The following is a 22694-nucleotide window of genomic DNA, read 5'->3' as shown; positions in this document are numbered from 1 at the left end:
ACTAAAAGCGTAGCGCTCACGAAGTAAATTAATACGATTTTTTAACGGAATGATGCTAAAGAAAAACTACAAAGTAAATTAGTTCCTAGTTAGATTTTATTAGTAGTTCGTTGATTTTTTACTTTTTTACCAAAAAGATAAAAAAGCACATTTATATTAGTTTGATAATCAGAATTTTAACATAAAACGCAACAGAAGTGCAACTTGCTGATTATCAAACTAATAAAGTTTTTCAACGAACTATTGATTTTATACCAACTCTTTCTTTTTTCTTAGAGCTACAAAAATAGCAATTAAAGAACTCAAACCAACCAAAATCCCAAGCCCAATACCCCAAGTAGAATAATTCCTTCTCCTAGAAATTTTGACCGATGTAGTATCTCCTAATTGAATAAAAGCCGACCAAAATGCAGGATGCCCTGCAAAGTCTTTCGCCAATGTTAAATAATCTAATTTTGCTTGTCTCAATGCGACATCTTTAGGCATTCCATCTGCAATGTAATGATAAAAATAGTTCATGATAACAGAAGTAGACTGATCATTAACTTGCCAAAGTGAGACCACAAGAGATGGCGTACCGGCATACATAAAAGAGCGCGCCAAGGACACAATTCCTTCTCCTTGTTCAAATTTTCCATAGCCCGTTTCACAAGCACTTAAAACAACTAAATCTGCGTTCAAATGCAAATGAGCTACCTCGTGAGCTTGAAGGAAATTATCTTCCAAGCTGTCCTTATTTTCTGTAAATGCTAATGAAGATAGCATGGGAACTCTAGGATGAAGAAGACCATGCATTGCCAAATGAATGACACCATATTCGTGGGCATGTTCTTTAAAAAAAGCTTCGCTAGTAGAATCATTGGTCAAAAACAATCCATCGAACACTTTGGACAACGTTTTGATTTCTGTTTTTGTTTGAGGCAATGGAACTAGGGAATGACGCATGTCAAATATATTGGGCAAACGCAAATCTAATAGAGAGGAATCTACTTTAGGATAACTAGCAGCACAAGCAAACATTTGGTGATTGTTGTGGTTATTCGTCTGTTTGCGATTTTGTTGAATCTCTAGGTTTTCTTTCCAAAGAGTTGCAGAGTAGTTGTAACTAATATTATAATCTTTTACCAAATAGGGAAGTGAAGCATAATTAATTTTGCCTTGTGGTATTGATTCCAATAGAAACGCTTCAAATGGCAAATGTCCCAACTCGCCATCTGTGATAATAATTAAATTCTCTATCTCCTTACCTTGAAGTGCTACGGACAACATTTCCTTATAAAACCAGTACGCAGATTCTGTATATAGTTTTTGAGCAAGTTCAGATTTGTTAATGATATAATCGTAACGACTAAGTGCAAATCGTAAGGTTTCAATTTGTTTTTTCAGTTTTTCCTTCTTGACATCAATTGGAAATAGCTCTATACTAGTTGGACTAATCGCAAAGAGATACGTCATAGAGTCGGTGACGAAGTATTCCAACAGTAACGTTTTGGGAGCTAGAGAAGTTTGTATTTCTTTGGCATTTACTGTAATGTTTTCATATTTTAAATGATGATATTTGGGGTATTTGTCTTTAAGAGAGTTCAAGAACACATCAATTTCTTGATTAAGTGCATTTTCTTCCGCTGTAATTGCTATAGTTGCTTCGTTCGAAGAACTTTCTGCCTTTCGTTTTTTTAGTTGATCCTTTTTTTTCTGGAGTTTAATTTCTTTCAACACCAAAGAATCGGGTAAATCACCTAAGACTCTTGCTCGATTTCCTTTGACAGCATCGGCTAATAAAACGGATTTATTTTGTTCTGAAAAGCTAAAGGCTTCATCGTAATAAGTGGCATCATCCAGCATTAAGGCAGCGTCTATACCGTATTTAACAAAGATGCTGTTGTTTTTTAACACTCTCAATTTATTAGCTTTTGCCGAAAAACTATTTCGGATATGCTCGTTAACCTGCATGGCCGCTTTGCAAATATTGTAATGGGCTTCTAGCTTTTGTTTGGATGTTTTGCCTTGTGTTTTAGAAATTCCTAGCAAATTGAATAACGACTTATTAAAAACGTGAGCACTGTTATAATCTAATTGAGATAGTTTCAAGAAGTCTTTAGGAGAAAGATCACGGCAACAGTTATGAGGCAGGTACAAAGGGGCAGTTGTATGAGAATCTGTTCTTTTAAAAAAATTAGGGAATATGGCTTCAAAATTTCTACTATTGGTAGCAATACTTGCCATACAATAAGCAAAAGCTGTATCAGAAAGTTGCATTTTTTCATATAAAATCGCCATATTGTTCAAACAGGTAGCGTAAGAAGGGTGGGTAACTCCCAAAGAATGCTTATAAATATTCAAGCATTGTTGGTATAGAGGAATCGCAGTTGTATAGTCGCCAGTAGAACTATATAAGCTACCCAAGTTGTTTAAAGAAATAGCATAATCAGGATGCGTTTTCCCCACCGATTTTTCCCATACTTTTTGAGCCTCCAAGTAAAGTTGTTCTGCGGCTTCATACTTACCAATTTCATGGTATAAATGAGCTAAGTTATTGAGAGAACTAGCATAATCAGGGTGTTGAACCCCCAATCTTTTCTTTGCAACTCGGATGGATTGTTGATAGAGGGGTTCTGCTTCTTCATAACGCAGCATAGACTCATATAAGGAAGCCAAATTACTTAGGTAAGTTGCATATTTGGGATGCTTTTCGCCAAAGGAAGCTTTGATAATTTCTGTCGCTTGAAACATTAGAGGTTCTGCTTCCTCGAACTTTCCAAGCTTCTGATACAACTTGGATAAATTATTTAAAGAACTAGCATAATCAGGGTGTTGCTCGCCAACCGTTTTTTTTCGAATAGCAGTAGCCTTCAACCAAAGAGGTTCAGCGGATTCAAACTGAGCCATTTGGTAATATAAGTAAGCTAAGTTGTTGAGTGCAAATGCATAGTCAGGGTGTTCTGCTCCCGCAGTACGTTTGATGATTTCTATGGATTGCATATAAATGGGCTCTGCTTCTTCGAATTTGCCAATTTGAATATATAAAGATGCCAAATTATTAAGGGCATTGGCGTGGGTAGCGTGATCTTCTCCTAAGTGTTGTTTGCTAAGTTGAATGGTTTGTTTATAGTAGCTTTCCGAAGCATCGTATTTGCCCATTCTAAAATATAAAATAGCTAAACTATTGAGCGCGCTCAAGTATTTGGGGTGTTGCTCCCCATAGAGTTCTTTTTTTACCGTAATTTGCTCCAAATAAATTTTCTCAGCATCGGAATATTGCCCCAACTGATTGTAAAAGAAGCCAAGATTGCCAAGAAATACACTATAGGTAGAATCCATAGAGCCAAATTCTGCTTTAGCTTTCTTGACACCTTGTTTTAGGTAAGGAATGGCTCCTGCAAAATTTCCTTTATTATATTCTAGCATCATCATACTATCAAGTTCTCCATAGCTGAGTGCTTGGAGTTGTATAGTATCTAAGGTTTGGGCTTGTAGGAATGAAAAAGAACCTAGGAATAGGGACAAGAGGACAAGGTAGCATTTCATAGTATAGGGACAGAAAAGGTAAAAGAATGAGTTGGGTAAAAGTACAAAAAAAGGGGGATATATGGAAGAAGACGGGGGAAGTCTTAATATTTTGTTCTTTTTTATTTGTTTTTATAGCCTTTTATGGAGGTGTTAATTTTATGGTGTTTTACTCCGCTGGAAAATCGTATTAGTTTACTTCGTGAGCGCTTTGCTTTTAGTTAACTACGCGGTTTTAACGAAGTAATGGTGGATGTAGGAATTAAGAAAAAGCAAAAAGTCTTTTTTTTTAATTGCTAAAAAGCTTTATCATACTGATATGATTAGTTTGTCTAATCGATTTATTATCAACAGATAAAAGGCTATTAGCAATTTCTAAGCGAGAGAAAGTGTTGCAATTCAAACAATTATTTAGCTTTAGTCGCAGCCTCTTGTTGTTGCTGTTGCAACTTAAGATTTCGTTGCCACTGAGCATGAATATAATTATGGTAATGTTTAAATTCTTCTCCAGCAAAGAAAATTAGAGTTCCAAGCATGGGTTCTACATCTTTGTAGCCCTTTAGAATATGCAAACGGCTAAAATTAGCATCCAAAATAGCATAAGAAGGGTAGCTCAATTGCCCTTCCAATAAGGAATAGGCAAGGATGTGTACTTTGCCTCTAGCGCCTGTTTTTTTGAACGTTGGCTCTGAATTCATAAATGTTGTGCCATTAAAAACAATTGTATCCATACATTCCGCATCAAATTTGACCGCATAATAATTGCGATTCATATAATCTACAATTGTCGGATTGGCAAATGTAGAAGCATCCATACGTTTACACCATCCACACCAATCCGTATAAAAATCAATAAATATTTTCTTCGGTTTTTCATCCTTTTTAGCTTGGGCAACAGCTTCATCCCAAGTCATCCATTTAATAGTTGCGGTATTGGCAGGTGCTTGTGCAAGTGAAAAATGCGTTAAAAGTATACATGCAAAGAATGGTAGTAATTGTTTCATATCTGATTTTTGTTTTTCTATCAACAAAATACAACAATCCTTTTAAAATTGAAGATTTATTCTGTTTCTTAACGTTGTGTTAAGCTTAACTATATTACAACCAACTTCTTTTAAATTTGTAGAAATGATAACAAAAAACACCTGTTACGCCGCCATTTTTTCAACAGTAAGTCTATTGGCTTGCAATCCTTCTGAATCCACTCAAGAAACAAGTACTAGCACTCCAGCGGATACTATAGAAACGGAAGTAGAAATAACAAAAAATACAGCACAAGAGGACCCTGAATTATTGGTTTTTGAAGGCAAAATAACCACAGATAGAGCAAAAGAATCTATCTCGAAAATTGATATTCATCTTCAAGGAAAGACAGGCATCTTTCAGACCTTAGATGACTTAGAATTACCGTATGAAGAGGATGGTCCATCTATGCCTACTTTTGAAGATCTTAATTTTGATGGATTTCCCGATGTAAGAATTCCTAAGGTCATAGGGAATGCCAATATTTATTATGCTTATTGGATTTATAACCCTACAACCCAACAATTTGAAGAAAATACAGACATGGATTTATCGCTTCCAAGTATTGATACTCATAAAAAGCAGATTTTGTCTTTTGAACGAAACTCAGCAGCATCTTACGTTGAAACAATTTATGAATATCAAGAGGGCAAATTTGTTGCCACCCGAATTGAAAACAAGGATTATATTGACGAGAAACGTTACCAATCAGTTATTCAAGAACGTCAGACAGATGGTACGATGAAAGAAATACAGAATAAGCTTGTAGAAGATATCGAAGGCTAAATTTTAAGAATACTATGAGTTATTATTTGAAGCTTGATAGATAGTAGATTATGTTATTAAAGCTACTTCTATACAAGTATCTACAAATATATATGATTGCATTCTTTTTTTTGGAGGAATAGTATTTGGGGAAAGAGAAAGTATATTACCTGCTTGCCTTTTTGTCAGAAAGATGGGCAGTTCATGCAATACGACTATTGCGTGGATCTATAATTTACTTAACACAATCTAAAACAATGCAATACTTTATTTTATTTACTACGCTTTTTATATCTTTTAATGTTTGGGCAATTAATCCGCCCAACAATATAGCTCCGTCTAATGGAGCAATGGGACAGCCAACAAGAATAACCTTGGACTGGACTTCTGTCGGAGGAAATACGGGCTATCTTTATGAATTGGATACAACACCAGCATTTAACTCTCCTTTGCATACAATAGGGAATGCTAGTGGATCAAGTGTTACTTTGGTAGATTTGTATTTTGGAACAACATATTATTGGCGAGCAGCAACCAAAGGACCTATTGATACTTCAGCATATAGCACGACATGGAGCTTTACTACAAGCAATACGTTACCCTATGTTTCTCCTAGCAATGGTGCACAAAATCAATCTACTACTACTACTATTGATTGGGCGTATATATCAGGAGCTACAGGATATATTTATGAGGTAGATACAAGCCCAATATTTAATTCTCCTTTGCGTGAAATAGGAACAACTCCAGCAAATAGTTCAGGAAGAGTTTTAGCAAATCTTTACTTTGGAACGACTTACTACTGGCGCGCAGCGGTAATGAATGCGAATGATACGTCTAATTTTGGATCGACATGGAGTTTTACGACAAGAGATGGCGTGAATAATGTTTCTCCTAGCAATGGCGCGCAAGGATTGGGGACAACAACAACAATAGATTGGTCGGCAATGTCAGGTAATAATGGATATATTTATGAAGTAGATACGAGCCCATTGTTCACGTCACCGTTGTATGTGTCAGGCAATTCAGGAATCAATTCTTCAGAACATACGTTGTCAAATTTATACTTTGGAACGACTTACTACTGGCGCGCAGCGGTAATAAACACGAACGATACGTCTAACTTTGGATCGACATGGAGTTTTACGACAGGAGATGGTGTGAATAATGTTTCTCCTAGCAATGGCGCGCAAGGATTGGGGACAACAACAACAATAGATTGGTCGGCAATGTCAGGTAATAATGGATATATTTATGAAGTAGATACGAGCCCATCGTTCACGTCACCGTTGTATGTGTCAGGCAATTCAGGAATCAATTCTTCAGAACATACGTTGTCAAATTTATACTTTGGGACGACTTACTACTGGCGCGCAGCGATTATAAACGCCAATGATACGTCTAACTTTGGATCGACATGGAGCTTTACAACAAGAGATGGCGTGAATAATGTTTCTCCTAGTAATGGCGCGCAAGGATTGGGGACAACAACAACAATAGATTGGTCGGCAATGTCAGGTAATAACGGATATATTTATGAAGTAGATACGAGCCCATCGTTCACGTCACCGTTGTATGTGTCAGGCAATTCAGGGATCAATTCTTCAGAACACACGTTGTCAAATTTATACTTTGGGACGACTTACTACTGGCGCGCAGCGGTAATAAACACGAACGATACGTCTAACTTTGGATCGACATGGAGCTTTACGACAAGAGATGGCGTGAATAATGTTTCTCCTAGTAATGGCGCGCAAGGATTGGGGACAACAACAACAATAGATTGGTCGGCAATGTCAGGTAATAACGGATATATCTATGAAGTAGATACGAGCCCATCGTTTACGTCACCGTTGTATGTGTCAGGCAATTCAGGGATCAATTCTTCAGAACACACGTTGTCAAATTTATACTTTGGAACGACTTACTACTGGCGCGCAGCGATTATAAACGCCAATGATACGTCTAACTTTGGATCGACATGGAGCTTTACGACACAATATCAATTAGTGGCAGCACCTTTATTATCTAGTCCACTAGATGGCGCTTCAAATATTCCTGTAGCATCCATTCAATTGGTTTGGGATTCTATTTCAAATACTAGTAATTATCAAATTAAATATAGTACTAGTAGCAATTTCACAACAGGAGTTCAAGACGTGACAGCGACTCAGCTAAATACAACACTGTCTAATCTTAGTGGGAACACAACTTATTATTGGAAAGTAAGAGGTCGCAATAATGCAGGGCAGTCGCCATGGTCTACAGTATGGAGTTTCACAACAGAACCTGTTACGACAGAGGTATCTAAATTTGAGTTACAAGGAGCAATGATTTACCCTAATCCTGTGGGAAAGAACTTGTACTTAAAAGTAGAAAAAGATGCTACTTATCAAGTGAAAGTTTTCAATTTAGAAGGAAGAATAATGTTCCACGATGAATTAAATGGTACACAAGCTATGTATGACGTTACCTCTTTGGTAAGAGGAGTTTATTTCATAGAAATAGTACATAAAGACAATGTGAAGACATTAAGATTTATTAAAGATTAGAATTGATGGAACTAGCAGAGTTGTTATAATAGAGCAACTTTGTTAGTTCCTAATATATTGGTGTAACGAGAAGACCTCAAAGGGAAAGAGATAATTTTTTTAATGCCTCTATACGTTTCTCTTCATCAAACCCTTTTAAATAACTGGTCAAAATTAATTGAGATTTTAATTGGGGAGCCAGACCATTTAACGATTTATCATCGTCTATAATCAAAAAATGAACTGGTGATTTCTGTTCTAAAAAGAATTCAATCTCTTGTTTTCTACTTTGGTGATCTTGAGAAATAGGAAGCATTCCCGTTAGGGGCGTATGGACACCACGATTTGAGAAGAGCTGCTTAAAAAAGGAAAGACTTTGACTTTTTCTTCGGGAAGAACTAAGCCAGATTTCAAATAGATGTGCTTTTAATAAGCGGTTAAGTTGTTGAACGCAAATTTTGTTAAACTCTGAATAACCATCTGTTGCTATCATGTCTTGTTTCCAAGGCGGAGTCGTAATTAAGACACCATCTAAATCCAATATTAGAATAGTGGGAGAATTATTTGGTTGGAGCATAGGTAGGTGTTATCAAAATTCAGAGAAGAAATAGTTTGTAACCGCTTCATTTGTATGACGACTATTTTATAATACATATAAACGAAACGGTCACAAATTAAATGTCTAATTTATTCTAATGGCGCGATCTAAACCTAGAAACCTGCCATTGCTGTCAAAAGACCAATTCCTAGCATAACCGCATAAAAACCAAGGATAATTGCCATGGTAACGCCCACAAATTTGAAACAAGCTTTTAAGTTTTCAAAACCAGTGGTCACTAAGTCGCTAGACGTGTTTTCGATACCTCGTTTGGTAAGAACTGCAAAGCGGTACAAATAAAGTGTGGGGAAAAAATAAAATAAAGCCAGTATTAAATAGATTAGCATCATCATCACGGGCATGCCTCCAAAAGGACTATCAAATCCTCCAGGCGCAAAACCAATAAAAAGAATAGCAATTGCAACTATTACCAATAAACCAATACCGACAAATCCAACAATTGCTAGAAACTTAGCCCACTTGCAGGCGGTTAATAAAAATCCCTTAGATTCGTTGGTGATGCTTAATTCAGTGTTCATGCCACTGTCTAGTTGTTCTGTAAAACTCATGGTAAAATAGGTTTGATGAATAATATTAATAAATAGTGTTACTTTTTTCTAAAGCTAATTCCACCCGATTTTTTTGCAGGTTTGGCATCACTAATGGTTGCCCCTTTTTCAATTCCTTCTTGAATAGAGTGGTGAATATCTTTTAAATGCTCGGAGAATTGCGACAGTTGAGCAACAACTTGAACCATTGGATCGTTTTTGCTACCTTGAAGCATTCTATCCTTGTTAAAAGCCTTTTTAATTTGCTCCCAACGCAATGCTTCTTCTTCTGTCAAGGCTCCAATCATCTCCTTGAATTTTAGCATATTGGATTCCGCACCAGATGTCAGAGTCTGAGATTCTCCTTCGTAATGAGAAATAATCAATGTTTTTAACTCTTGATCATTCGTAATTGGCGTAACCTTTTCTGCTAATTTGTTCATGTTTCGATAAGAACCTTGTAGTTTGAATGCAGGTTCTGTGCGATGAGTATCTTCCATTGCCGCAGAGCGAATATATTCCAAATTTACTTTGAGAATAGCATCTCGAATTGTTAACATTCTTTTGATAACTTCTACATATTCGCTAATCTCTTGATTGGTATGATTGCCTTCAAATTCGACGCCTTCTCGACTTCCTGTTTGAGCAATTTTAACGACCGAATAAATATCTTTGGCACTCTTGGCAGACATTTTTTGAAGAATGGCATTCGATGTTAGTGAATTTTCAATATAACTTAACTCAAAGACATCTTTGGTATCTCCAATAATATCTCCTAAATTATAAATATCCGAACGGTTGGCTAACATGTCTGGTACTTGAAACTTATCGCCACTTTCTGTATATGGATTACCAGCCATAACCACACAAACTCGTTTTCCTCTTAGGTCGTATGTTTTGGTAATTCCTTTATAAATTCCTTCTATCTTACGTTGCCCATCGGTTAAGGAAATGAACTTTTGCAAAAACTCAGGATTACAATGCTGAATATCATCAAGATAAATCATGATGTTGTCGCCCATTTCCAGTGCCAAGTTGAGCTTTTCAAGTTCTTTGGCTGCCGCTGCATTATTAGCCTCTCTTGGATCTAAAGAGATGACATGATGCCCAATAGCAGGACCATTAATTTTCATGAAAATTAAGCCTAAGCGATCTGCTACATACTCCATCAAGGTTGTTTTACCATAACCAGGAGGCGAAATTAAGAGTAACATACCCATTCTATCCGTACGAGTTGTGTCACCCACTGTACCAATTTGTTTCGCCAAGTTATCACCAAAAATAGGGAGATAAAGTTGATCAATCAGTTTGTTTCTAACAAAAGAACTCAAGACCCTAGGCTGGAATTCACTCAGTCGCAATTCTTCTTTAAAATCATTGGCCAAGCGGCGTTTCATCTCTACAAATTGCTCGTATTTGGTAACGACGCTACGAGTATAGTGATCTAATTTTTGCATGAATTCATTGTAATCTAAATGGTACGTACCACCTTTTCCTACAACGTTATGCGAGCCGTGGAGCCCTGTTATTTCTTGTTGCGTTTTGACATTAACAACATGACTTTCTTGATAGTTCTCAGTAAGAATTGTTGTTACAACTTCATTGACATATTGTGGGAAATCTGAATTTTCACTTTGCTCCACAAAAGCATTGAGCCATTTTTTAGTCAACTGATATTGCTCTACTAAATTATTATCTAAAGATTTAAGTGCTGTCGTAAAATGTTTCATAGCGTTCTTTTTTTCTAAGAACTCTTGGAAACCAACCCACAAATCATGAGCATCTCCACTAACAATAAAATGATCTTGCCTAGAGATTTCTTTAAATAAGTAATGTGCTGCTTGAGGAGCCAAATGCTTTTCAAAAAGCTTTGTTTGAGTAGCAAAAGCGGTTAATTCTTCCTCTAAGTTGTGCAACAAAAAGTCAAATTCGTGTGTTTTTGGGAATACTTGTAAAATTATCCCCGCACTTTTTAATTGTTTATTGAACGTAGTTTTATTTTCCTCAGATATAAATTTAGTCCAATATAAATTTGCCATAGCCCGTGCATCTGCATCAAAAACTAATAAGTCAATGTGCTTGGCTAGATAGAGTAGTGCTTCTAAAATTTTTGAGGCATCCAAATCATGAATTCCTTTGCTATAACCTTCTTCTTTAGTCGCTCTTTGATTAATCAATTTTTGCACAAAAGGCAATACTTCTTCAGAAATTAAGTCAGCATTTTCTTTTTGTAGTTGTCTAAAGCCAACATAAGCCAAATATTCGGCACGATACACGGCATTATTTTCTGAAACAATACCTTGTTCCCAAACATCTTTGGTTTTTAAAAATTCTTCATGCACAACTTCTTCATAAAAACCAGTACCTGTTAGATGATAATACATCTTACCATCCTTTAAGGTCATAGACAAACCCAATTTTTGTTTGTTGACAGAAAAGAAATGCCTTCCGAACTTAATTGAATTTCCATCGCCAGAAAATAAATCTTTCTTATCTCGAAGCTGACGGATTGTATCTTCTTTAATTGTTTTAAGCTTGGTTTGAATATCATCGGCTTTATTGGTATCTCCCAATTCCACCAGCTTTTGGATGGTATCCCGTACCTTTTCAATCATCAAGTCAGAGGCAAAAAAGCCATTGATTTCATTTACTTCCTTGAAGTTCTTAGCCCTATTTTGAATGCCTTTTAGATTGCGCTCAGCAGCACTTTGTAGGGCAGAGGTTCGTTTGTTGATAGATTCAATAATAGACAAACGGCGAGATTCAAAGGCACTGTTGATTTCCTCTCTTTTGTCAGCTATTTTGACAATAAATTCATCAAATTCTGCAAATTTACTTTCCAGTTCCTCAATCTGAATCATCATTTTGGTATAATACTCGTCGCATTTGGCAACGGTATCAGCAATATCCAGATAATTGATCAAACCTTGGTCTAACAACTTAGATTGAGCAGCAAACTCCGCTACGGCTTCGGCTCCTGTCAAATCTCTCAAACGTCGTTTGATAGCAGCTTTAGCCTGATTGAGCGTAGCAAAAATACTGGTAATATTATCAATAATACGAGTAGTTTGCGTTGGGTCATCAATTTTAAGATTAGAAACAATTTCTATCAACAATTCCAGTTCTTTTCCAATCGCATCAATACGGTCTTCGAGTTGCTTGCCTTGTCGACCTGTTTCTACCTGCTCAATCTCATCTTGCGCTTCTGAAACACGCTCTAGGTAAGGTTGTAGAGCATCATCTTTTAATAGAAAATCGACACACTCATTAGACAATTTGGCATTGATTTCTGCGGCTTGGGTTTCCAGTTCTTCAATGAGTGGAATATCTGTATAACGCAATTCTCGCAGTGAAATAACCTCTCCTCGAATAACCCTCAAATCTGCCAAGTGCTGTACGAATTGGTCAATTTTTAAATAAGAAGTAGAGTTAATATCTTTGAATAATGCGACGGCTTTCTTTTGAGTTGCCCGAATAGCCTCCCTAGTACTTTTTTTGATGCTTTGGACTTTTTCAAATTCATCAATAGCCGTATTAGCAGATGTTTTGATGGCACTCAAGGGCTCCCCCAAATTAAAAGCTTCCTTATTGTTAATCCAATAGTAAGAATCTAACAATACATTGGCTCGCTTATTTAAGTCATAATATAAATCATTGTATGTATCGTCTTTGCCCAAAAGACTGAGTAACTCCTGAGCTTCAGCCATCGCTCGGACAATATCTTTATTCGATACTTTGTATAGGAAAGAGTCCGTGTATTCTGACGGAATGATTTTTCCTTTGATATAAGGCGTTTGCCAAATTTGAATTAAATGATGGGATGTTTTAGCCTCTTCACTTCTAAAGTAGCACAGTTCTCCATTAGGAAACAAGGTGTAACCATGACAAACAATAGGAGTATTGACCGTTTGTTCGATAACATTATAAGACAACAAAATATACGAACCATCCGAAGGATTGTGAAAAACATAGAGGTGATCTTCTCCATTAGGAGATTGGATACGACGTTCAAACAGATTGCCCGTTCCAGAGGTTTTGTCAAACATTTTAAAGTCACCTGTTTGCAAATAAAATCCATTAGAAAAAACCAATCCTTGTTTGCCTGGTAATAATACGCCTGAGTTTTCCAAAGCATCAACCCGTTGAACGGTTTGCAATTTTACATTATAAATAAAATATCGAAAATCTTCTTGGTAAGGCTTAATTCGGATGGCAATAAGATTGTCCAAATCGGCATAACTAACCGTTGCATCGCTAATTTTTTGATTGGCATGTTTAACATCCTCTGCATAGATGCCTTTACCTGTATCGGTATTGTCTTCAATCTTGATGGTTAGATCGCCACCAACTGTTTCTACAAAAACCTTATCTAAAATAGAAATGTGGGGGTGTTCACCTTGGCGATACATTTCTAAGCGAACCGATTCCCATTTAAATTCAAATTGATCTGGATAGTAATACTTTTTATCACCAGGGCTCGCATCATAAATTAATTTGTCCCCCTTAATTTCCCATTTAAAAGTTTTCTCGCTATTCCCATCTTTAAAAACCATGTAGAAGAAAGGATCGTTTTTATCCTTTGCAAATTTTAGAAAATAGACCTCTTTAGAGTAGCGGTATAAACTCTTAAAATCAGAGACAAATTTTTCATTGCCAACCGTCAATAAATCCAAATTGGTTGCTTTAAAACTATGGTCGTCCTTAAACTCATAGATGCTAAAAACATCTTTTAGCTCAATATCTTTGAGCCCCATTCGGATGTTATAACCAAAAATACAGGTATTGTTTAAAGCAAAAATATCTCTGGCGATGCATTCATGTTTGGTTTCAATGCGTTCGTTGCTAATGAGTTGCATTTCAATGGAGCCAAATACTTTTTTGCGCTCAGCATTCAACTGCTCCAAACGTTGTCGAAGGTCATCACCACTCTTGTTAAGCCGCCCTTTGATAATCTCATAGGTGCCACTTTCCAATTGCGTATTTTCCTCTTTTACTTCTACTTCTTCTATGTTTTTATTGTCATCAGCCATGATTGAATTGTTTTGTGTTGGGTTGTTTTGATGTTTATTGTTTAGGCATTTGGAAAGAGCAAATTAAGCGTCCAAAATCACGTTTAGTATCCTTTCGTGTTTGAATTGCTGTTTCTTTGGTGTCTCCAAGTTGATTGCAATGAACATATAAAATATAAAGACAATCCTCAGAAAGAATACAACGAATTTTGTTGCTAGAAAAGCCCCAATATCCCTCATAGTTTTGAAATTTAGAGGTTTGTATTAAATCTACAAAAGGATAGGTTTGCTTAATTTTGCCCATTTTTAAGGTGTCTGAAAAGATGCAATTAGAATCAATAGGAAAATAATCCTCTAAGATGTATCGAATCAAAGATGCTGTTGGAGTTGTTTTATCAAACTCCTTAATGGCACTTGTTTCGATTACACGAATGCTAACTAGACCTTTTTTTCCATTAAACTGTATATTATCCCAAGGTTTCTGGTAACGGCTTTTGTCTTTAGGTTTATTTACAATGTTATCAGCAATTACACAAACGGATGCCCCTTTGGAAAGAGGAATACGTTGATATGCTTGAGCCTGGCTTTTTTCTTGATGCAAGAACATCAAGAAAAAAGCTAGGAAAATAACATAAGCAGATTTTTGTATCTGAATCATTTGTAACAAGTTCTTTTAAGGATTTATAATAGATAAATTAACTCTATCAAAATACTCTTTTAAGACCTCGTAAGTAATCGTCTGTTCTGCATTGAGGCGAACGGTTTTGTTGAGAAAACCATCTCTCAATTTGTTATTTTTATCTTTATGATCAGCAATTTCAACTATGTTTTCTTTGAGATCTGTAATGCGTGTTCCCAAACGTCGAACAGCCCTACTTCTTAACTCTCCATTCGGTTTCCATTTATTATCGTTGTTGTCCAAGACTAGATCAGCAATCCAATCATTCCAGTTACCGATTCTGCGACTAAATCTAGAAGCAATGAGGGTGTTTTCATTAATAGCTTTGATGGCGTTATCCATTGCTGTTTTTTTACTCTTGTCAACACTTGCATTGGTTGTATAATCTTTTTCAAGTGCCTCAATCGCTGTGACCAAATTGGTTACATCTATTTTTACCGATTCAGAAAATAGTCCTTGTTCTCGTTCTGAATCACCATGAGGGTTTCGAATCGTAACAGTATTGTTCGTTGCATCAACCAAAGAATAGGCATGGTTAAAACTCATGTAATGGTGGGCATCAATGGGCAAAATATCGTGATCTCCCAAAGTATAGCCTTTATATTTGTCTGGAGAACTAACGTGAATTTCATAATCTGCATCATTCGCAGCTTTGACCACTTTTTTTAAGACATCCAGTTTGATATTAGACAATACAATCGGGTTGGTAACGGTTTCTGTTGGGTTTTCTTGAACAATTGCCCCATTCGCATCTAAATAAATTTCTTTAGGAGTTTTTACTTTATTTCCTAATAGAACCTCTAAAGCTTGAGTAGTAGAACCACCTTCTATTTTTATCAAATTTCCACCTGGATCTGTTTTGTCACTTCCTAATAGTTTGGCGTAAGCTTTTTCTATAATGGCGACCCAAATATCATCACCATATTGTGCCGCAGGAGTAGAATCTACATATCCTGGCATTTTCTTAATAATCAACTTTTTGTCTACCTCCACTTTAATTGGCACTCCTCCTTGATGAAGTGTGACAACACATTTGTCTCCTTGGTCATCAATCATGCTTCGAAGCAAGGCTGAATTGTCTTTAGTTAAAGAAATTAAAGCAGACATTAAGTAACAATCTCCAACCTGACCCTGTTTAACATCTGTTTTTTGAGGACCATCCTTAAAAACAGGTTTGCCTGTATCTTCAAAGTCAAAGGTAGTAGCTATCGTTTTATCTTTGAATTTATTTTTTTCATCCAAGGATACTATATTTTCGCCTTCTGCAAATTCCATGGTGCCATCGCCACCTGTTTTGTCAACAGCATCTTGGATGGATTGTAAGGTATATTTAATCGTACTAATAGTCGAGATCGTAGGGTCTTGCTCTGATACGATATGATTTTGTAAACTCTTATAATCCGTTCTTTTCCATTGTGTGTAATACTTATTTTTAGCCCCTTCAGGATTATTGGTTTCATAAGAAGCAACAGCAGCTTTTAAGGCATTCCAAGGAGTATCCCATTCGGCTTGAGCTTGTGCACAAATAGGGTTGATTCTATCAAGCACGGCTTTCCACTCTTGAAAGGTATTGAATGTGACCGAACCATCGAAGTAGGCATTCGTTTCTGTCAAGATAGGATCAAGTGTAGCGTTGTGCCTAACAACCATTTCTTTTAAAGCATTGGATTGTTTGATTAAGTCTTCTGGAATGCTTTTAGCAATCAATTCAGCCATCACCAGTACTTTAAAATTTGCTATTGCATTGATCTGATTGTTGATTGTTGTCAATACATTCTGACTATCTGTACATTGTTTCTTGTAAGCCTGATTTAGTGTGTTGCTTAGTTGAACCGTTTCTGTATCTTCAACCAATGCTCCCAAACCATTTAGAATATCGTTATAATAAGAAATAGAAGCCAGCGCTCGTCGCAAAATATAAGCAATACTGGAACATTCATCAACTAAATTTTCCAAATCTCCGAAAGGAAGTGTTTGTAAGTTAAGCCCTCCTTGAATTTTCTGAACAAAAGGAATTTTATGCAATTCTTTTTCAAAATCGACAACAACAACCTCACCATCCTTGATGCTTAAACTAGGACAAATGACGGTCATATCTTTCTCAGAAAGATTACTATAGTCAAGATTCATTGTTTTTGCCCAGCGGGTATAATTTTCGACTGTATCTTTTATTGCTTTATCAGAAGAAACATCGACATTGCTACTAGGAATATACATAACTCGCTCTGAAGAATAGGTGCCAATTTTTACAGATGCCGTTGTTTTTGCAGCAAGCCCTGTAAAATCTACGGGGATAGATGCCTTGATGATTTTGCCTTGGCGGCTAACATTATTTAGTTGCGCATTTTCTTCTTTGCCATCTGAGTAGACGACTTTTTTGTCAAGCGAATCAATACTGCAAGTAGTAGTATCTGTTTCTATTTGTATTTGAATGGCTCCTTTGGGGAGGACAAAACGCCTTGCACCTTTATATTCTAAAGGTTCCAAAATACGAACACTTGTAATGTTACAGGTTGTTGGTTCTTTATCGGTATCATCATTGGTAGCCAAAGAGATATCCGTCGATTTTGCTTGATAAGATTTTATAATAGGAATCGTAATCTTGCGAACTTCTAACAATTGCTGATTAAGTTCATTTAAATTCGTGTGTAAATCTGAGTTGTAATTTTTTAGAAAAACTTGAATTAGTTTTTGAAACTTAATAATGTCTTTGTGAAATGCTTCGTTATTAGGCATGGTGTACTACAATTAAAAATGTCTTTTGTTAATGAAAATTTAGGATTGAACAACCTCAAAGAAATAAATTTGTATAGGACAAATCATTTTATTCCCATGTAGGAGTATTGTTATATTTTAAATATAGTTGTTGTATAATTTTGTTGAATTTATCAATTTTTTGTTTTTGTAAAATAGTGTCTACTTGTTGGACAAAACGGAATTCTGTTTTGTCTAAGTTTTTCTTAGCCAATAAACCTTCAAATATTGTGGCAATGAGTAGTTCTGCTTTACTTGGAACGGCAGCCTTAAAATACAAATCAATAAAATAAAAAAGATTATTAAAACTAGTTGCAGTCGTATCTAATGGAAATTTAGACCTAAAATCCTCCAAAAGCGCAATAACTTGATGGTTTTTATCACTGTTGTGCAAATCATTAGCCAGCATAATAACCGACCACATATATTGATTGAAAGGAGAATAATCTTCTTTGGCAATTGTTTCCATTAAAGGCCATTCCAAATCTTTGGTAATAATATCATAACGTTTTTCTATCTCTTCGTCACTTGGAATGGTATAGGTCTCGTGATCAAGTCGATAGATAGTCCCAAAAGGGTGGAGCTGCTCTTTTATAGCTAAATTTTTAGTAAATGAAAGATACCCCATTTTAAAATCGTATAAAAAGCAGAGTGGTCGTTGATTATAAGCCCAAATAAAGAGGCTAATCCATTCATTTTTTATTAAATAATTGCCTTTGATCTCAATGCTTAATTGCTTTTCTCCTTCCAAAGGAAGTTGAATGGTCTTTGATTCAAAAGTTTTAACCTCATTTTCTTTTTCTAAAATCAGTTGTAAATGGTCAATCTTAGAGTATTTATCATTGTCGTTAACTAAAATATAGTCGTTATTATTTTTGTAATAAAGCGTAGGATCGAAAGGAAGCGTAATGGGATTATCGTGAATTTTTTTATTCTGTACATAATCAATATAACGCCATAAACTCAATTGATACGCATCTGTTACCAAAACATCTGGACGAACCTTGTGCACTTGCTGCAAATAGAACATTGGCAAAGAAGTGTTGTCACCATACGTCCACAAGATCGCATTGGGAGGGCAACTTTTTAACATATTACTTGCAAAAGCCAAAGTCGCCTCGGTATACAGATTTGTATTTTTAAAAACTTTTAAAGCTTCCTTGTGTTTGACGTGTGAAGCTAAGTTTTGATATTGTATCACTACCTCATTGGAATATTTCGTAAAGATATTACCTGTAATTGTACTCCAATTGGGATTTTGAAGATGTGTTTGATAGAAATAATGAATCGCTTTATCGCTAATAGACTGATATAAGTGGATACGCTCAGAGTTAGCGACATCTGTGCTTAAAAAATCTTCAGAAAGCGCATAATAAACGGTGCCAGGGTCAGACAGTAGGATTTTGGCATAATCAGAGTAAGCCCTTCCCAAAGAGTAACATTCAAAATCCTCTAATGTGCGTTGATTTTCAATAGAGGCATACCACTTAATCACTTCTTGGTACCAGCCATTATACCCGTAAAATAGATGGACATTATAAGGATCTTGCTGACCATCACTTCGATAAGGCGACAAAAGATGCTGATTTGATATTGTTGTGTTGTCAGCTCCTTCGATTGTAAACTGCACAACATTGTATTTTTGTTCTTTTGCGGTCCAAAAAAGTTGCCTTTGCTGGAAATCGTAATGAAGAGCAGATAAGTCCCAAGTAGCAATACTTACCCAATACCCATCTATGCGTTTTTCAATATTCAATTTAGTGCCTGGTCCAAAATTGACAGCACAAAGATCCGTTGTATGAATAAGAGTTTCTACTACTTCTTGATACTTTGGAAAAGTAGCAGCACGAGCATTTGTCAAACAACTTATTGTAAATAGAATAAATATGAAAAGGCGTTGTAGCATATAGGTATCTATAGAAGTTTTGAAAAGAGGAGGAGATGCTTAGCATCTCCTCATTTATCATCAGAGCATATCTAGTTATTGTATCGACTAGTAGGGATCTTGGTTATAAGCTTTATTTTAATAACTTGCTAGCTTCTTCACCGCCCATGCCTAAGCGGCTAACCGTTTCGATCAAACCCATGACAACATCTTTGTCATCACCAGAAGCTTTGGCGTATATTTTAGACAACAAAGCAGATAGCGTTAAATTTTTCACCGATTCAGTGCTAATACCATAGTGCTCTACAAAGCTACTGACTCTAGCGATCAAATTATCATCACCACTTCCCAATAAAGCCCCTTTGATAGCTTGCAAGTTGTCACTATTGCCAATCATGCGATCAATCGACTTTCCTTTATTGATAGCATTGATAATACTATCAAAGAATTTCGTTTCACCACCAACAATATCAATTTTAGCTTGTTGCAATGCAGATGCAAGAACTCTAGCTTGAGATTCTGCAATTCCCAATTGAGCTTGAATTTCAGCCAATTTAATTGCTTTTTCTTGCTCCAATTTGAGTTTGAATTCTTCGTGTTCTTTACCAACACCATCCAAAAGCTTCATCGCATTAGCTTTGGCTTCAATACCTTTAGCTTCAGAGCTTAGTTTTTGCTCAATGATTTTTGCTTCTGCCAATCCTTTTTGCTCTGTTACGGTAGCATCAATTTGACCTTTTTCTTTGATGACTTCTGCTTCCGCCAATCCTTTGACACGCTCCGCTTCCGCTTTTAATTGAATGGCTTTAGATTCCGCTTCTGCTTTTTTCTGTAAGATATTAGCTTCTGTGGTTCCTTCCATTTCTTTCGCTTCGGCTTTCGCTTTCATGACATCAGCTTCTGCTAGACCTACGGTAGCTTCCTCCGCAGCTAAGGCTTCTGCATTAATTTTACGAGCCTCTGCTTCTTTTTGAGAAGCTGCTTTTTTAGCATCTGCCTCAATTACTACTTGTTGAGCTTTTACTTCTGCCGAAAGCTTGTCTGCTTCCGCTTTGCGAGTTTGAAGAATTTTTTGCATTTCAGCCTCTTTAGAAGCTTCAATTTCAGCTACTTTTCTAGCACGCTCTGCTGCTGCCAATTGTTTGACATCTTCAATTTTTTGATCTTCCTCTACCGTTTTCTTTTCTTCTGCTTTTCTTTCTTTGATAATGACTTGGATATCACGTTTGTTTTCTTCCAAGATTTTCTCTTTTTCAATTTTTGCAATACCCACTACTTTTTCACGATTTTCAATCGCTTTTTGCTCTTCGGTCTCTACTAATTGCTGTTGCACTTTTTCTAACTCTTCTTTGTTGAGTCGAGCTAAAATAATTTGGCGTTGTTTGTCCTCTTCAGCCTCACCTAATTTTTGTTCTGATTGTTTTTGGATTAATTCGGTTTCCAAATTTTTGTTAATCATCACTTGCTTGGCTGCATTTTCTTGCTCTGTGGTCAACTCAGCAATTTCTCGTTTTTGTTTTTGCTCTTCTTCAATTTGTTGTTTTTCTAAGCGCAAAATATTTTTTCGAGTTTCAACATCTTGTTCCTTGATGGTCTGCTCACGATTACGGCGAATTTGGTTCGTTCTTTCTTGCTCTATAGAAGTTAATTCTTCAATCTTCTTGATACCCTGTGCATCCAAGATATTTTTTTGATCCAAATCAGAAAGAGACGTTTGTTCTAGGTAATCAATAGCACAGTCATCTAAGATGTAACCATTCAAGTCGGTACCAATTGTTTTGAGAATACCTTTTTTAAATTCTTCACGTTCTGTATATAAATCTACAAAATCGAAGCCTTTTCCCACTGTTTTTAATGCTTCTGAAAATTTAGCATCAAATAGACTATTCAGAGTAGCTTGTTCAGAGGCACGCGAACAACCAATAGTTTGAGCTACTTCAACGACATATTTTTCGTCTTTATTGACACGCACAAAAAACACCACTTTAATGTCTGCACGCATATTGTCTTTACAAATCAAACCTTCAGAACCAGCACGTTCAACTTCGATTGTTTTTAGCGAAATATCCATTTCTTCTACTTTGTGTAGAATAGGAATAACAAAGATACCCGAATCAAGGGCTACTTTGGCACCGCCAAATCCTGTACGAATTAGTGCTTTTCCTTGAGGAACCTTTTTGTGGGCACGAGCCACTAATAATATAAATCCTAGTAGTATAACAACGATTCCACCAAGGACAATCATCAAAATTGTAAATCCCATGTGTATTAATTTTGAGTTAGGCAAGCAACATAAATCTGCATCTAAAATTTACAAATTGTGTTGCTTATTTTATGAAAGAGTTTTATAATGTTTTGGTCACTTTGATTTTTAGTTCAGTCGTTTAGACATAACTATCAGGAGGGTAATATTGAGGAATATATAGACAGGGCATCCGAATCCACAATAAAACAGTATAATGGTTGTTTTGTGTGCTCATAGAAATAGGGTTTGTTTGAGTGTAATAGGAATACTATTTTGTGTAATAGTAAGTGTATTATAATAATGTTTTTTCTTTTGCTAAAGTTCCAGAATTTTATTAAAAATTAAGGTTTGGCTAATTTTTATCCCGAATTTGAGAATCGACGTACAATATAAGATTTTCCGTCATTTATTTTATCTACGACTATAACTTTTTCGCCTTTTTTCAAAGGAACATTCTGATCCAATAAAACAAAGATACTCTGTGTTAATGGAGGAGGAGAGAGCTGTTTGACCTGTTCTACCACACAGTCATCCAGGATATAGCCATTGAAGTTTGTTCCAATTGTAACTAAAATTTTTTCTTTGAATGCTCTACGATGTTGCCGCAATTCTTTGTGAGTGTACTCAAAAGCGGCGATCTTGAGTGCTTCTACACATTTACTATAAAAAAGTTCTTGTATAGTCTGAACTGTCGAAGTTTCTTTACATCCAATGCTTTGAGCTACCTCAAGGATAGCGTTCAAATCGTTGCTAACACGAAAGTAGAAAGATGCTTTTACAATTGATGTAGTTGCTTCTTTTGTCCATACTTCTTCTTCAACAATAAGGTGCTTGAGTGTTAGATCTATTTCTTCTACTTTATGTAAAATTGGCAGCACAAAAATTCCCGAATCTAGTGCAACGATAGCGCCACCAAAACCAGTACGAATTAGAGCTTTGCCTTGAGGTACTTTTTTGTGAGTACAAGCTATTAGTAGGACGAATCCAATTAGTAGAACGAATGAAAAACACAGAGTAATCATCAGGATTTGAAACCCCATATTGTTAGTAGTTTTTTAGGGTGGTTAGGGAAAGTTTTCGGAAGCTTAGTATTTACTTTTTAATAGAAAAATAAACACTAAGCTTGCAATGATTTGATAACTCTATTGAT

The 22694-nt window shown here is 36.0% G+C and carries 12 protein-coding genes; 2 read left to right on the top strand and 10 right to left on the bottom strand.

The features are described 5' to 3' along the window. Nucleotides 1–249: 249 nt before the first annotated feature. Both CG11_RS22165 and CG11_RS22160 read right to left on the bottom strand, forming a co-directional pair. On the bottom strand, nucleotides 250–3528 hold the full coding sequence (locus CG11_RS22165) for a CHAT domain-containing tetratricopeptide repeat protein (RefSeq protein ID WP_081909625.1): 3279 nt from the start codon (nucleotides 3526–3528) through the stop codon (nucleotides 250–252). 386 nt (nucleotides 3529–3914) lie between these two features. Next, entirely contained in the window at nucleotides 3915–4511 is a 597-nt protein-coding gene (locus tag CG11_RS22160) for a thioredoxin family protein (RefSeq protein WP_052599030.1), read from the bottom strand. A gap of 124 nt (nucleotides 4512–4635) precedes the next feature. On the opposite strand from CG11_RS22160, the gene CG11_RS22155 reads away from it, so the two are divergent. Together CG11_RS22155 and CG11_RS22150 are read left to right on the top strand one after the other, a co-directional pair. After that, nucleotides 4636–5316 (top strand): hypothetical protein, encoded by a 681-nt coding sequence (locus CG11_RS22155; RefSeq protein ID WP_052599029.1) that lies wholly within the window; start codon nucleotides 4636–4638, stop codon nucleotides 5314–5316. A gap of 236 nt (nucleotides 5317–5552) precedes the next feature. Beyond that, nucleotides 5553–7847: a T9SS type A sorting domain-containing protein gene (locus CG11_RS22150; RefSeq protein WP_052599028.1), complete on the top strand. Its 2295-nt coding sequence runs from the start codon at nucleotides 5553–5555 to the stop codon at nucleotides 7845–7847. 76 nt (nucleotides 7848–7923) lie between these two features. On the opposite strand, the gene CG11_RS22145 is transcribed toward CG11_RS22150, so the two are convergent. From CG11_RS22145 to CG11_RS22110, 8 genes are all read right to left on the bottom strand, one after another. Next, on the bottom strand, nucleotides 7924–8403 hold the full coding sequence (locus CG11_RS22145; protein ID WP_052599027.1) for an HAD domain-containing protein: 480 nt from the start codon (nucleotides 8401–8403) through the stop codon (nucleotides 7924–7926). Nucleotides 8404–8537: 134 nt separating this feature from the next. Next, nucleotides 8538–8993: a hypothetical protein gene (locus CG11_RS22140; protein ID WP_052599026.1), complete on the bottom strand. Its 456-nt coding sequence runs from the start codon at nucleotides 8991–8993 to the stop codon at nucleotides 8538–8540. Nucleotides 8994–9031: 38 nt separating this feature from the next. Further along, the gene (locus tag CG11_RS22135) at nucleotides 9032–14002 is read right to left on the bottom strand and encodes a DNA repair ATPase (RefSeq protein WP_052599025.1); all 4971 of its coding nucleotides are present in this window, start codon (nucleotides 14000–14002) and stop codon (nucleotides 9032–9034) included. Between the two features lie 34 nt (nucleotides 14003–14036). Beyond that, on the bottom strand, nucleotides 14037–14639 hold the full coding sequence (locus CG11_RS22130; RefSeq protein ID WP_052599024.1) for a hypothetical protein: 603 nt from the start codon (nucleotides 14637–14639) through the stop codon (nucleotides 14037–14039). A gap of 15 nt (nucleotides 14640–14654) precedes the next feature. Beyond that, nucleotides 14655–17396 carry a C2 family cysteine protease gene (locus CG11_RS22125; protein WP_052599023.1) on the bottom strand — a complete coding sequence of 914 codons (2742 nt, stop codon included), beginning with the start codon at nucleotides 17394–17396 and terminating at the stop codon, nucleotides 14655–14657. 88 nt (nucleotides 17397–17484) lie between these two features. Beyond that, nucleotides 17485–19320, bottom strand: coding sequence for a hypothetical protein (locus CG11_RS22120; RefSeq protein ID WP_052599022.1), 1836 nt, complete (start codon nucleotides 19318–19320; stop codon nucleotides 17485–17487). A gap of 112 nt (nucleotides 19321–19432) precedes the next feature. Next, nucleotides 19433–21562: an SPFH domain-containing protein gene (locus CG11_RS22115; RefSeq protein WP_052599021.1), complete on the bottom strand. Its 2130-nt coding sequence runs from the start codon at nucleotides 21560–21562 to the stop codon at nucleotides 19433–19435. 341 nt (nucleotides 21563–21903) lie between these two features. Beyond that, nucleotides 21904–22584, bottom strand: a complete 681-nt coding sequence (locus CG11_RS22110; protein ID WP_052599020.1) for an SPFH domain-containing protein — start codon at nucleotides 22582–22584, stop codon at nucleotides 21904–21906. Nucleotides 22585–22694 lie beyond the last annotated feature (110 nt).

Source organism: Aureispira sp. CCB-QB1 (genome assembly GCF_000724545.1).
Classification (GTDB): Bacteria; Bacteroidota; Bacteroidia; order Chitinophagales; family Saprospiraceae; genus Aureispira.
Note: the sequence above shows the minus strand (reverse complement) of the source record. Positions and strands in the feature narration are given on the sequence as shown.